We start from the raw sequence: 12,320 nt of genomic DNA on the forward strand, positions 1-12,320 counted from the left end.
GGTTCGCGCGGCTAATGAGAGGCTTCACCCATGGGGGTGTCGGTTGTCATTAGTCGCGAGGATGCGAAGAAGGTCGGGTTAAATCGACAGCACGCCGGCGGTGTGCTGTCATACATTTAAGAAAGGACAGAATTTTGCTGAATCCGATCGTTCGTAAATTCCAGTATGGTCAACATACCGTCACGCTGGAAACCGGCATGATGGCACGTCAGGCGACTGCTGCCGTTATGGTAAGCATGGATGACACCGCGGTATTCGTTACCGTAGTTGGCCAGAAAAAAGCTAAACCAGGTCAGGACTTCTTCCCGCTGACCGTAAACTACCAGGAGCGTACCTACGCTGCCGGTAAAATCCCGGGTGGCTTCTTCCGTCGTGAAGGCCGTCCAAGCGAAGGCGAAACCCTGATCGCGCGTCTGATTGACCGCCCGGTTCGTCCGCTGTTCCCGGAAGGCTTCGTTAACGAAGTTCAGGTTATTGCGACCGTTGTTTCCGTTAACCCACAGGTTAACCCGGACATCGTTGCGATGATCGGTGCTTCCGCTGCCCTGTCACTGTCTGGTATTCCATTCAATGGCCCAATCGGTGCCGCGCGCGTCGGTTACATCAACGACCAGTACGTGCTGAACCCAACTCAGGAAGAGCTGAAAGAGAGTAAGCTGGACCTGGTTGTAGCCGGTACTGAAGCGGCTGTGCTGATGGTTGAATCCGAAGCTGAACTGCTGAGCGAAGACCAGATGCTGGGCGCTGTGGTGTTCGGTCACGAGCAGCAGCAGATTGTTATCCAGAACATCAACGACCTGGTGAAAGAAGCCGGTAAGCCACGTTGGGACTGGCAGCCAGAAGCGGCAAACGACGCGCTGAACGCACGCGTTGCGGCACTGGCAGAATCTCGTCTGAGCGATGCATACCGCATCACCGACAAACAGGAGCGTTATGCTCAGGTTGACGCGATCAAAGATGAAACCATCGCCACCCTGGTCGCTGAAGACGAAACGCTGGACGCTAACGAGCTGAGCGAAATCCTGCACGCTATCGAGAAAAACGTTGTTCGTAGCCGAGTACTGGCAGGCGAGCCGCGCATCGATGGCCGTGAAAAAGACATGATCCGTGGTCTGGACGTGCGTACTGGCGTACTGCCGCGTACTCACGGTTCCGCGCTGTTCACCCGTGGTGAAACGCAGGCGCTGGTTACCGCAACCCTGGGTACCGCACGTGACGCGCAGATCATCGACGAACTGATGGGCGAGCGTACTGACAACTTCCTGTTCCACTACAACTTCCCTCCGTACTCTGTGGGCGAAACCGGTATGGTTGGCTCACCGAAGCGTCGTGAAATTGGTCACGGTCGTCTGGCGAAGCGCGGCGTGCTGGCAGTGATGCCAGAAGCTGACAAATTCCCGTACACCGTTCGCGTGGTTTCTGAAATCACCGAATCTAACGGTTCTTCTTCCATGGCTTCCGTATGTGGTGCTTCTCTGGCGCTGATGGATGCAGGCGTGCCGATCAAAGCCGCTGTTGCGGGTATCGCAATGGGGCTGGTGAAAGAAGGCGACAACTTCGTTGTTCTGTCTGACATTCTGGGTGACGAAGACCACCTGGGCGATATGGACTTCAAAGTGGCGGGTTCCCGCGACGGTATCTCTGCCCTGCAGATGGATATCAAAATTGAAGGTATCACCAAAGAGATCATGCAGGTTGCTCTGAACCAGGCTAAAGGTGCGCGTCTGCACATCCTGGGCGTGATGGAACAGGCTATCAACGCGCCACGCGGTGATATCTCTGAATTCGCTCCGCGTATTCACACCATCAAGATCAATCCAGACAAGATCAAAGATGTTATCGGCAAGGGCGGTTCCGTAATCCGTGCGCTGACCGAAGAGACTGGCACCACCATTGAAATCGAAGATGACGGTACTGTGAAGATTGCAGCAACCGACGGCGAGAAAGCGAAATTCGCAATCCGTCGCATCGAAGAAATCACTGCTGAAATCGAAGTGGGCCGCGTCTACGCGGGTAAAGTGACCCGTATCGTTGACTTTGGCGCGTTCGTTGCCATCGGTGGCGGTAAAGAAGGTCTGGTTCACATCTCTCAGATCGCTGACAAGCGCGTTGAGAAAGTGACCGATTACCTGCAGATGGGTCAGGAAGTGCCGGTTAAAGTTCTGGAAGTTGATCGCCAGGGCCGTATCCGTCTGAGCATTAAAGAAGCAACCGAGCAGTCTCCTGCCGCTGCGCCAGAAGCGCCAGCCGCAGAACAAGGCGAGTAAGGTAGCATTTGCCCTCCGCTTCGGCGGAGGGTTTATTATCAGGCAGGACGCCTTGTTAAGCCGCCGGGGGACAGGACGTTCATCCAATAGTTGTCTTCGGGAGTGGGAAATGAAGCCTTTTTTGCGCTGGTGTTTCGTTGCGACAGCTTTAACGCTGGCAGGATGCAGCAACTCTGCCTGGCGTAAGAGCGAAGTCCTCGCAGTGCCATTGCAACCGACTTTGCAGCAGGAAGTGATTCTGGCACGCATGGAACAAATACTTGCCAGTCGGGCTTTAACCGATGACGAACGCGCACAGCTTTTATATGAGCGCGGAGTGTTGTATGATAGTCTCGGTCTGAGGGCATTAGCGCGAAATGATTTTTCACAAGCGCTGGCTATCCGACCTGATATGCCTGAAGTATTCAATTACTTAGGCATTTATTTAACGCAGGCAGGCAATTTTGATGCTGCCTATGAAGCGTTTGATTCTGTACTTGAGCTTGATCCAACTTACAACTACGCGCACTTGAATCGCGGTATCGCATTGTATTACGGCGGTCGTGATAAGTTAGCGCAAGATGATCTGCTGGCGTTTTATCAAGACGATCCTAATGATCCTTTCCGTAGCCTGTGGCTTTACATCGTTGAGCGGAAGCTCGATGAGAAGCAGGCAAAAGAAGCCCTGAAACAGCGCTTCGATAAATCGGACAAGGAACAGTGGGGATGGAACATTGTCGAGTTCTACCTGGGCAACATTAGCGAAGCAACGCTGATGGAACGCCTCAAGGCGGACGCAACGGATAACACCTCGCTCGCTGAGCATCTCAGTGAAACCAACTTCTATTTAGGTAAGTACTACCTAAGTCTGGGGGATATGGACAGCGCTACGGCACTGTTCAAATTAGCGGTTGCTAACAACGTACATAACTTCGTTGAGCACCGTTATGCATTGTTGGAATTATCGCTCTTGGGCCAGGAGCAAGACGACCTGGCAGAATCGGACCAGCAATAGCTGACGACATAAACATCAGCCCGTAATCTTTTGATTGCCATCACCTTCACTGGTGAGGGCGTTGTTGTTCGTCAATACACCTACTTTGAGCCGGTTCACACTTTTCAATGAAAATTGCTAATCATTTTCACGATGAGCTAAGTAGACTGGCCGCCATTGACATTGAGGCACTCGTACTACATGGCTGAATTCGAAACCACTTTTGCAGATCTGGGCCTGAAGGCTCCTATCCTTGAAGCCCTTAACGATCTGGGTTACGAAAAACCATCTCCGATCCAGGCAGAATGTATCCCGCATCTGCTCTCTGGTCGTGACGTGCTGGGCATGGCCCAGACTGGTAGCGGTAAAACTGCAGCGTTCTCGCTGCCGCTGCTGAACAACATCGATCCGGACCTGCGTGCACCGCAGATCCTCGTCCTGGCTCCAACCCGTGAACTGGCTGTTCAGGTTGCTGAAGCAATGACGGAATTCTCTAAACATATGCGCGGCGTAAACGTGGTAGCCCTGTACGGCGGCCAGCGTTATGACGTGCAGTTACGCGCCCTGCGCCAGGGCCCACAGATTGTCGTCGGTACGCCGGGCCGTCTGCTGGATCACCTGAAGCGCGGTACTCTGCACCTCTCTAAACTGAGCGGCCTGGTACTGGATGAAGCAGATGAAATGCTGCGTATGGGCTTCATCGAAGACGTAGAAACCATCATGGCGCAGATCCCGGAAGGTCACCAGACCGCTCTGTTCTCTGCCACCATGCCAGAAGCGATCCGTCGCATTACCCGCCGCTTCATGAAAGAGCCGCAGGAAGTGCGTATTCAGTCCAGCGTGACCACTCGCCCGGACATCAGCCAGAGCTACTGGTCCGTGTACGGCATGCGCAAAAACGAAGCGCTGGTCCGTTTCCTGGAAGCGGAAGATTTTGATGCGGCGATTATCTTCGTGCGTACCAAAAATGCGACCCTGGAAGTGGCTGAAGCGCTGGAGCGTAACGGCTACAACAGCGCAGCGCTGAACGGCGACATGAACCAGGCTCTGCGTGAGCAGACGCTGGAGCGTCTGAAAGACGGTCGTCTGGATATCCTGATTGCAACCGACGTGGCAGCACGTGGCCTGGACGTTGAGCGTATCAGCCTGGTTGTAAACTACGACATCCCAATGGACTCCGAGTCTTACGTTCACCGTATCGGTCGTACCGGTCGTGCGGGTCGTGCTGGCCGTGCGCTGCTGTTCGTTGAGAACCGCGAGCGTCGTCTGCTGCGCAACATCGAACGCACCATGAAGCTGACCATTCCAGAAGCGGACCTGCCAAACGCAGACCTGCTGGGCAAACGCCGTCTGGAAAAATTCGCCGCAAAAGTACAGCAGCAGCTGGAAAGCAGCGATCTGGATCAGTACCGTGCACTGCTGTCGCAGATTCAGCCTGTCGCTGAAGGCGAAGAGCTGGATATGGAAACCCTGGCAGCAGCACTGCTGAAAATGGCTCAGGGCGAACGTAGCCTGATCGTGCCACCAGATGCACCGATGCGTCCTAAGCGCGAGTTCCGTGACCGTGACGATCGTTTCGAACGTCGTGGCGACCGCAACGATCGTGGTCCACGCGGCGATCGTCCAGAGCGTGGTGGTGAAGACCGTCCACGTCGTGAACGTCGTGACGCGGGCGATATGGAACTGTACCGCATTGAAGTGGGCCGTGATGATGGTGTTGAAGTTCGTCACATCGTTGGCGCGATTGCTAACGAAGGCGACATCAGCAGCCGTTACATCGGTAACATCAAGCTGTTCGCATCCCACTCTACCATCGAGCTGCCAAAAGGCATGCCGGGCGAAGTACTGCAGCACTTTACTCGCACCCGCATCCTGAACAAGCCGATGAACATGCAGCTGCTGGGCGATGCACAGCCACGTCCTGACCGCGGCGGTGAACGTCGTGGCGGTGGTCGCGGTTTCGGCGGCGAGCGACGTGAAGGCGGTCGCAGCGAAGGTCGCGGTGGTGAAGGTCGTCGTTTCTCCGGCGAGCGCCGTGAAAACCGTGGCCCACGTCGTGAAGAAGGCACCAGCCGTCGTCGTTTCGGTGACGCGTAAGCATTACGCTTCTGACGTAAAGTAAAATATACAGCCCCGATACACGCTATCGGGGCTTTTTTTATTCCCTTTGTACTCTTGTACTGGTACAGTGCGTCACACTAAAATGCAGAACCGCATGATTAACTGGAGAAAAGGCTGTATGGCGACACTAACCACCACCCAAACGTCACCATCGCTGCTTGGCGGCGTGGTGATCATCGGCGGAACCATTATAGGTGCCGGGATGTTCTCCCTGCCCGTGGTCATGTCCGGTGCGTGGTTCTTCTGGTCGCTGGCGGCGCTGGTCTTTACCTGGTTCTGTATGCTCCATTCCGGGCTGATGATCCTTGAAGCAAACCTGAACTACCGCATTGGCTCCAGCTTCGACACCATCACCAAAGATCTGCTGGGCAAAGGCTGGAACCTGGTGAACGGGCTTTCCATCGCGTTTGTGCTCTACATTCTGACCTACGCGTATATCTCGGCGAGCGGCTCGATTCTGCATCACACATTCGCTGAGATGTCGCTGAACGTTCCGGCGCGTCTGGCGGGTCTGTGCTTTGCCCTGGGCGTGGCGTTTATCGTCTGGATGAGTACCAAGGCGGTGAGCCGCATGACGGCCATCGTGCTGGGCGCTAAGGTTATTACCTTCTTCCTGACCTTCGGCAGCCTGCTGGGGCACGTCACGCCCGCCACGCTGTTTAACGTCGCGGAAGTGAACACCTCCTACACCCCGTACCTGCTGATGACGCTGCCGTTCTGCCTGGCGTCGTTTGGCTACCACGGTAACGTGCCGAGCCTGATGAAGTACTACGGCAAGGATCCGCGCACCATCGTGAAATGCCTGGTCTACGGCACGCTGCTGGCGCTGGGGCTGTATGTGATTTGGCTGCTGGGGACGATGGGCAACATCCCGCGCCCGGAGTTTATCGGCATTGCGCAGAAGGGCGGTAACATCGACGTGCTGGTGCAGGCCCTGAGCGGCGTGCTGAACAGCCGCAGTCTGGATCTGCTGCTGGTGGTCTTCTCCAACTTTGCGGTGGCGAGTTCTTTCCTCGGCGTAACGCTGGGCCTGTTTGACTACCTGGCGGATCTGTTCGGCTTTGATGATTCCGCGATGGGGCGCTTCAAAACCGCGCTGTTGACCTTCCTGCCGCCGATTGTGGGCGGTCTGCTGTGGCCGAACGGCTTCCTGTACGCCATCGGCTATGCAGGGCTGGCGGCAACCATCTGGGCGGCGATTGTGCCGGCGCTGCTGGCGCGCAAATCACGTCAACGCTTCGGCAGTCCAAAATTCCGCGTCTGGGGCGGAAAGCCGATGATTGCCCTGATCCTGGTGTTTGGGGTGGGTAACGCGGTGGTTCACGTGCTGTCGAGCTTTAATCTGTTGCCTGTGTATCAATAAATACCTCTTTTCACCCTCTCCCTGTGGGAGAGGGCTGGGGTGAGGGCAACAAAACGCACTACATTTCTTCTTTCACCTGCATCGCCAAATCAAACGAGTGCAAGCGCGCCTGGTGATCGAAAATCTGGCCGTTGACCATAATCTCATCCGCCTGCGTTTCACGCAGCACCGCTTCCAGCCCGTGACGCACTTTCGCCTTATCGCCCACAAGCGACATGCTCAGCGCCTGCTGTACGCCATATTGCTCGGAGGCGGACCACAGCTGATGCATATTCTCTACCGGCGGCGGAAGCTGTCCCGTCTCGCCGCGACGCAGCTTCACAAACGCCTGCTGCATGGAGGTGAAGAGGAATTCCGCGTCGCGGTTGCTGTCGGCGGCAATGATGTTGATACACACCATCGCGTACGGCTTCTCCAGACGCTCTGACGGTTTGAAGTTCGTGCGGTAGAGGTGCAGCGCCTGATGCAGCATATCCGGCGCGAAGTGGGAGGCGAACGCAAACGACAGCCCCAGCTGCGCGGCAAGCTGCGCACTATAAAGGCTTGAGCCTAAAAGCCACACCGGAATTTTCTCGCCGTAGCCCGGCACCGGGCGCACGTGCGGGTTCGGATCGCGCGCGTCGAACCAGTCCACCAGCTCCGCCACGTCGCGCGGGAAGTTGTCGATATCGCCGCTCATATGGCGGCGCAGGGCGCGCATGGTCGGCTGATCGCTGCCCGGCGCACGACCAAGCCCCAGGTCAATACGGCCCGGATAGAGAGTATTCAGCGTGCCAAACTGCTCGGCAATCACCAGCGGGGCGTGGTTCGGCAGCATTACGCCACCGGAGCCCAGGTGCAGGGTGGTGGTATTTGCTGCCAGATAGCCAATCAGTACCGAGGTCGCAGCGCTGGCGATGCCCACCATATTGTGGTGTTCGGCCAGCCAGTAGCGGTGATAGCCACGCTTTTCGGCCAGCTGAGCCAGATCGAGAGAGTGCGAAAAGGCTTCTCGCGCGGAGGAGCCTTGTGGGATCGGCGCCAGATCCAGCACCGAAAACGGAATGGTTTTGTCAGTCATAACAGCTCACTTTGTCGACGGTCAATCTTTAATACTGCATTAAAAAATGATAACCGTTGTTAACAAAGTGAGCCTTTTTTAGGCCTGAAGTTCCAGTCCGGCCAGACGTTTCCAGTAACCGTTGCAGTCGCTGTTTGCCGTCAGCGGCAGCGGCGACGCGCCGTTTTCGTTGGCGCGGAAGGCGTCCAGCATCGCGAACACGCTGGTATCCAGCGGCGACAGGCGCACCATGTCCACCAGCCCGTCCATCGACGCCAGCTCGTTACCGAGGTTATAGACATAGCCGCTCATGGTCTGAATACCGTTCAGAACAAATACCTGCTGATTTTCCTGCGACAGCATGCTGCGCCCGTTCGGGTATTTAATGCAGCAGGTTTCGCATTCGTCTTTCGGGCGATCCTCCGAGCGCGCGGTGAAGCAGCGGGCGGAGTAGGCCAGCGGCAGATGGCCATAGCTCAGCACTTCCACTTCGAACTGATGACGAATGCCCAGCTCGTCGCACTGGTTCAGCAGGTTTGCCAGCCAGTCGCGGGAGAGCTCTACCGGCATGCACCAGCGCGTCATTCCCTGTTTGAGCAGCAGGCGCAGCGTCACGGCGTTATAGCAGTTCAGCGCATGGCCCGCGACAAACGGCAGCCTGCGTTCGGCGCACATGTTCACCACGCCCAGATCGCTCGCTTCCAGCAGAAACTCACCGTTTTCGACGTAGCGCTTCAGCTCGCCCAGTTCGGACGAGGCCTGCACCAGCGCGAGCGTTGACAGCACAACCTGTTTGCCGCTGCTGGCCAGGCTTTTCGCCATGTCCAGCCAGTCGCCCACTTTGGTAGCGCGGCGTTTGCTGCATACCGCTTCACCGAGGTAAATCACATCGGCGCTGCTGGTGGCGGCCTGTTGGTAAAAATCTTCCAGCGTCTCTTTTGGCCAGTAGTAGAGCACCGGCCCTAATGAATATTTCATGGTTATCTCACTGCCATTTACGGTGATATGCGCCCAGCGTGGTTTGCGTGCCTTCGGACATCGATCCGAGCGTCTCCATCCACGCCGCTTGCGGGGCATAGTTCTGCGGGTCCGCCATGCAGCGGTCGATGGCCTGACGCCACACTTTCGCCACCTGGCTCACGTAGGCCGGGCTGCGCTGGCGACCTTCAATTTTCACCGAGGCAATATTGGCGGCCAGCAGCTCCGGCAGCAGCTCCAGCGTGTTAAGGCTGGTGGGCTCTTCCAGCGCGTGGTAGCGCTCGCCGTCGACCAGGTAGCGGCCTTTGCACAGCGTCGGATAACCCGCGTTTTCACCGTCCTGATAGCGGTCAATCAGCACTTCATTCAGACGCGACTCCAGCCCCTGCGGGGTTTGCTGCCAGCGGACGAAGCGGGCAGGGGAGCAGGCCCCGACGGTATTCGGCGATTCACCGGTTAAGTAAGAAGAAAGATAGCAACGGCCTTCGGCCATGATGCACAGGCTACCAAAGGCAAAAACCTCCAGCGGCACTGGCGTGACGCGCGCGAGTTGCTTAACCTGATGAATAGAGAGCACGCGCGGCAGCACCACGCGGGCGACGTCAAAGTGTTGATGGTAAAAACGCACCGCCTCTTCGTTGGTGGCAGATGCCTGAACAGAGACGTGGCGCTCAATATGCGGATAGCGTTCTGCCGCATACTCAAGCATGGCGAGGTCGGCCAGGATTAACGCATCGGCACCCAGCTGTGCTGCCATATCCACCGCGCGCTGCCAGCGGGCGTAGCCGTCAGGATGGGCAAACGTGTTGATGGCAATATGCAGCTTGCGGCGGTGCTGATGAACGAAGTTAACGGCTTCCTGAAGCTTTTTCTCCGTAAAGTTGAGGCCAGCGAAATGGCGGGCGTTAGTGTCATCTTTCAGCCCAATATAGACCGCATCGGCCCCATTTTCGATGGCCGCCTTAAGCGCCGGAAGGTTTCCGGCAGGGCAGAGCAGCTCCATAAATTATCCTGATGTAGTCGATAGCAAAATTGTTAACGAGCTGGGATTTTAATTAACCCATACGCGACAATTTTTGATTTAAGGCAGCTAATGGCGTATTGATGGCACCAATAATGAGGTACATCGGACGACGGTTTGTTGATTTACGCCGCTATGTTCTGGAATGGATGTGGCAAAATAGCGGGACTATAGCTATCAGGGAGTAAAGCTCGTGCTGGATAAACTGCGTTCACGTCTCGTACAATTCGGTCCATCAATGCTGAGCGTGCCGGTCAGGCTGGCGCCGTTCGCGCTTAAACGCCAGGTGCTGGAGCAGCTCCTGAGCTGGCAGTTCCGTCAGGCGCTGCAGGACGGTGAACTGGAGTTTCTTGAAGGCCGCTGGCTGAGCATTGAGGTACGTGACATCGGGCTACGCTGGTTTACTTCGGTTGAGAACGACCAACTGATCGTTCGTGAGTCCGCCGAGGCGGACGTGAGCTTTAGCGCCAGCGCCAGCGACCTGCTGATGATTGCCGCGCGCAAGCAGGATCCGGATACGCTCTTCTTCCAGCGACGTCTGGTGATTGAGGGCGACACGGAGCTTGGCCTGTACGTTAAGAATTTAATGGATGCCATTGAGCTGGAGCAGATGCCGAAAGCGCTGCGCGTGATGTTAATGCAAATGGCAGATTTCGTTGAGGCGGGGCTGAAATCCCCGCCGGACAGTAAACACACTTCAGTAGGTGAGCCATGCTGATTCGAGTCGAAATAGGGATTGATGCACCGGGTATCGATGCGTTATTACGCCGCTCTTTTGAGAGCGACGCGGAAGCCCAACTGGTCCACGATCTCCGTGAAGACGGCCTGATCACGCTGGGGCTGGTTGCCACCGATGACGAAGGTCAGGTTGTCGGCTATGTCGCCTTCAGCCCGGTGATCGTTCAGGGTGAAGATCTTCAGTGGGTGGGCATGGCACCGCTGGCGGTGGATGAAAACTACCGCGGGCAGGGCCTGGCGCGCCAGCTGGTCTATGAAGGACTGGACTCGCTGAATGAGTTTGGCTATGCCGCCGTGGTCACGCTGGGCGACCCGGCGTTCTATGGCCGTTTAGGCTTCGAGCAGGCCGCCCATTACGATCTGCGCTGCCGCTGGCCGGGTACCGAATCCGCCTTCCAGGTGCATCGCCTGGCGGATGATGCCCTGAACGGCGTAAATGGTCTGGTGGACTACCACGATCATTTCAATCGCTTTTAATCAGGCTCTCGCGTAGCGCCTCAAAGGAGCCGTCTCCGGTCACGAGGCGCTCTTTCTGGCGCTTCGTCAGCTGCTTGATGCGGTATTCCAGCCTGAGCGCCAGCGATCTGTCCCCCACGGCGGCAGAAAAAGCCAGCTGCAGTTCGCCTTTCCCCCGCAGCGCTTTTGCCCCTTTCCCCGTTTGGTGTTGTAAAAAACGCCGCGCCACATCGGTGGTGATCCCGGTGTAGAGTGCGTTATCAGCGGTTCGGACAAGATAGAGAAACCAGCACACGGTAAACAGATTCAGTATGTTAAGGTGAACGCACCATAGCATGAGAGAGAACGAAAATGGAAACACTGGCCGCCATTAACCGCTGGCTGGCGAAGCAGCATGTCGTGACCTGGTGCGTATATCGCGAGGGCGAAATGTGGTGCGCCAACGCCTTTTACTACTACGACCCTGAGCGCGTCGCTTTTTATGTGATGAGCGAGGACAAAACGCGGCATGCACAGATGACCGGCCAGCAGGCAAAGGTGGCGGGCACGGTAAACGGCCAGCCGAAAACGGTCGCGCTGATCCGCGGCGTGCAGTTCAAGGGTGAGATTCGTCGTCTGGAAGGGGAGGAAAGCGACGCGCAGCGTAAACGCTACACGCGCCGCTTCCCGGTTGCCGCTGCGCTAAAAGCCCCGGTGTGGGAAATCCGCCTCGATGAGCTGAAATTTACCGACAACACCCTGGGCTTCGGCAAGAAGCTTCACTGGCTACGCGCCGAGCAGGCGTAGCGCCTCGCGGTTAAACGCCGGGAGATCGTCCGGGGTCCGGCTGGTGATCAGCTGGTCGTTGTCGTTGACCACCTCCTGATCGTAAAACTCGGCGCCTGCGTTTTTCAGATCGATAACGATCGGTTTCACCGCCGTAAGCTTACGCCCGCGGACCACTTCGGCGCTGATCAGCAGCTGCGGGCCGTGGCAGATGGCAAAGACCGGCTTGCCGGTGCCGACAAAGTCACGGGTAAAGGTCACGAAGCGCTCGTCCCCGCGCAGGGAATCCGGTGAATGGCCGCCTGGCAGCAGCAGGGCGTCGAAATCAGACGGGCTAACGTTATCGATGGTTTCGTCGATGGTCACGCTGGCTTCGCCCTTATGGCCTTTCACCGTTTTGCCCGCTTCTTTCTCAATGGTGATAACCTCGTGTCCCGCCTTGCGGAACGCCTCTGCAGGAGAGGTGAATTCTGAATCTTCAAACTCGTCGGTAATCAAGACTGCGATTTTCTTGCCCATGCTTCCTCCGTTGTTTTGGCTTCAGACTGATTTTTCTCCGCTTGTGGTAAATACTTACCTGTAACAGACTTCTAAGTGTG

Annotated in this window: 13 protein-coding genes; 8 read left to right on the plus strand and 5 right to left on the minus strand. The window is 56.7% G+C overall.

Annotated features, from left to right (window positions below):
* Positions 1–134 precede the first annotated feature (134 nt).
* The 5 genes from pnp to mtr all read left to right on the plus strand — a co-directional run bounded on the left by pnp (position 135) and on the right by mtr (position 6,724).
* On the plus strand, positions 135–2,267 hold the full coding sequence (pnp, locus tag USG84_RS16405; protein WP_061096958.1) for a polyribonucleotide nucleotidyltransferase: 2,133 nt from the start codon (positions 135–137) through the stop codon (positions 2,265–2,267).
* Positions 2,268–2,376: 109 nt separating this feature from the next.
* A complete protein-coding gene (gene nlpI, locus USG84_RS16410; RefSeq protein WP_061096959.1) occupies positions 2,377–3,261 on the plus strand; it encodes a lipoprotein NlpI in 885 nt (294 codons plus the stop codon).
* A 107-nt stretch (positions 3,262–3,368) separates the two neighbouring features.
* A complete protein-coding gene (gene yrbN, locus USG84_RS24070; protein WP_100122156.1) occupies positions 3,369–3,449 on the plus strand; it encodes a protein YrbN in 81 nt (26 codons plus the stop codon).
* The gene (locus USG84_RS16415) at positions 3,442–5,337 is read left to right on the plus strand and encodes a DEAD/DEAH family ATP-dependent RNA helicase (protein ID WP_151412469.1); all 1,896 of its coding nucleotides are present in this window, start codon (positions 3,442–3,444) and stop codon (positions 5,335–5,337) included. The genes yrbN and USG84_RS16415 overlap by 8 nt, the downstream gene beginning before the upstream one ends.
* A gap of 142 nt (positions 5,338–5,479) precedes the next feature.
* Positions 5,480–6,724, plus strand: coding sequence for a tryptophan permease (mtr, locus tag USG84_RS16420; RefSeq protein WP_061096960.1), 1,245 nt, complete (start codon positions 5,480–5,482; stop codon positions 6,722–6,724).
* A 58-nt stretch (positions 6,725–6,782) separates the two neighbouring features.
* On the opposite strand, the gene USG84_RS16425 is transcribed toward mtr, so the two are convergent.
* The 3 genes from USG84_RS16425 to ubiU form a co-directional block, all read right to left on the minus strand.
* Positions 6,783–7,784: a luciferase-like monooxygenase gene (locus USG84_RS16425; protein ID WP_320738376.1), complete on the minus strand. Its 1,002-nt coding sequence runs from the start codon at positions 7,782–7,784 to the stop codon at positions 6,783–6,785.
* A gap of 78 nt (positions 7,785–7,862) precedes the next feature.
* Positions 7,863–8,741 (minus strand): U32 family peptidase, encoded by an 879-nt coding sequence (locus tag USG84_RS16430; protein WP_151412470.1) that lies wholly within the window; start codon positions 8,739–8,741, stop codon positions 7,863–7,865.
* Between the two features lie 7 nt (positions 8,742–8,748).
* Entirely contained in the window at positions 8,749–9,744 is a 996-nt protein-coding gene (gene ubiU / locus USG84_RS16435; protein WP_014885366.1) for a ubiquinone anaerobic biosynthesis protein UbiU, read from the minus strand.
* A gap of 211 nt (positions 9,745–9,955) precedes the next feature.
* On the opposite strand from ubiU, the gene ubiT reads away from it, so the two are divergent.
* Together ubiT and USG84_RS16445 are read left to right on the plus strand one after the other, a co-directional pair.
* Complete coding sequence (gene ubiT, locus USG84_RS16440; RefSeq protein ID WP_151412471.1) at positions 9,956–10,480, plus strand: ubiquinone anaerobic biosynthesis accessory factor UbiT; 525 nt, start codon at positions 9,956–9,958, stop codon at positions 10,478–10,480.
* The gene (locus tag USG84_RS16445; RefSeq protein WP_041907900.1) at positions 10,474–10,977 is read left to right on the plus strand and encodes a GNAT family N-acetyltransferase; all 504 of its coding nucleotides are present in this window, start codon (positions 10,474–10,476) and stop codon (positions 10,975–10,977) included. The genes ubiT and USG84_RS16445 overlap by 7 nt, the downstream gene beginning before the upstream one ends.
* Here the strand turns inward: USG84_RS16445 and USG84_RS16450 are convergent.
* Positions 10,964–11,293 (minus strand): GIY-YIG nuclease family protein, encoded by a 330-nt coding sequence (locus tag USG84_RS16450; RefSeq protein WP_045260079.1) that lies wholly within the window; start codon positions 11,291–11,293, stop codon positions 10,964–10,966. The two genes, USG84_RS16445 and USG84_RS16450, sit on opposite strands and share 14 nt — an antisense overlap.
* A gap of 14 nt (positions 11,294–11,307) precedes the next feature.
* Here USG84_RS16450 and USG84_RS16455 point away from each other — a divergent pair, with 14 nt between their 5' ends.
* Positions 11,308–11,742, plus strand: coding sequence for a YhbP family protein (locus USG84_RS16455; protein WP_061096965.1), 435 nt, complete (start codon positions 11,308–11,310; stop codon positions 11,740–11,742).
* On the opposite strand, the gene USG84_RS16460 is transcribed toward USG84_RS16455, so the two are convergent.
* Positions 11,722–12,240, minus strand: a complete 519-nt coding sequence (locus USG84_RS16460) for a type 1 glutamine amidotransferase domain-containing protein (RefSeq protein WP_061096966.1) — start codon at positions 12,238–12,240, stop codon at positions 11,722–11,724. The genes USG84_RS16455 and USG84_RS16460 overlap by 21 nt on opposite strands.
* Positions 12,241–12,320 lie beyond the last annotated feature (80 nt).

Origin of the sequence: Enterobacter sp. 168J2 (genome assembly GCF_034107265.1) — a bacterium.
GTDB lineage: Bacteria > Pseudomonadota > Gammaproteobacteria > Enterobacterales > Enterobacteriaceae > Enterobacter > Enterobacter nematophilus.

Excerpts from the sequence above, each read along its gene's own strand:
- nlpI (WP_061096959.1), top strand. The coding sequence starts at position 2,377 with ATGAAGCCTTTTTTGCGCTGGTGTTTCGTTGCGACAGCTTTAACGCTG.
- yrbN (WP_100122156.1), top strand. The coding sequence starts at position 3,369 with ATGAAAATTGCTAATCATTTTCACGATGAGCTAAGTAGACTGGCCGCC.
- USG84_RS16415 (WP_151412469.1), top strand. The coding sequence starts at position 3,442 with ATGGCTGAATTCGAAACCACTTTTGCAGATCTGGGCCTGAAGGCTCCT.
- mtr (WP_061096960.1), top strand. The coding sequence starts at position 5,480 with ATGGCGACACTAACCACCACCCAAACGTCACCATCGCTGCTTGGCGGC.
- USG84_RS16425 (WP_320738376.1), bottom strand. The coding sequence starts at position 7,784 with ATGACTGACAAAACCATTCCGTTTTCGGTGCTGGATCTGGCGCCGATC.
- USG84_RS16430 (WP_151412470.1), bottom strand. The coding sequence starts at position 8,741 with ATGAAATATTCATTAGGGCCGGTGCTCTACTACTGGCCAAAAGAGACG.
- ubiU (WP_014885366.1), bottom strand. The coding sequence starts at position 9,744 with ATGGAGCTGCTCTGCCCTGCCGGAAACCTTCCGGCGCTTAAGGCGGCC.
- USG84_RS16445 (WP_041907900.1), top strand. The coding sequence starts at position 10,474 with ATGCTGATTCGAGTCGAAATAGGGATTGATGCACCGGGTATCGATGCG.
- USG84_RS16450 (WP_045260079.1), bottom strand. The coding sequence starts at position 11,293 with ATGCTATGGTGCGTTCACCTTAACATACTGAATCTGTTTACCGTGTGC.
- USG84_RS16455 (WP_061096965.1), top strand. The coding sequence starts at position 11,308 with ATGGAAACACTGGCCGCCATTAACCGCTGGCTGGCGAAGCAGCATGTC.
- USG84_RS16460 (WP_061096966.1), bottom strand. The coding sequence starts at position 12,240 with ATGGGCAAGAAAATCGCAGTCTTGATTACCGACGAGTTTGAAGATTCA.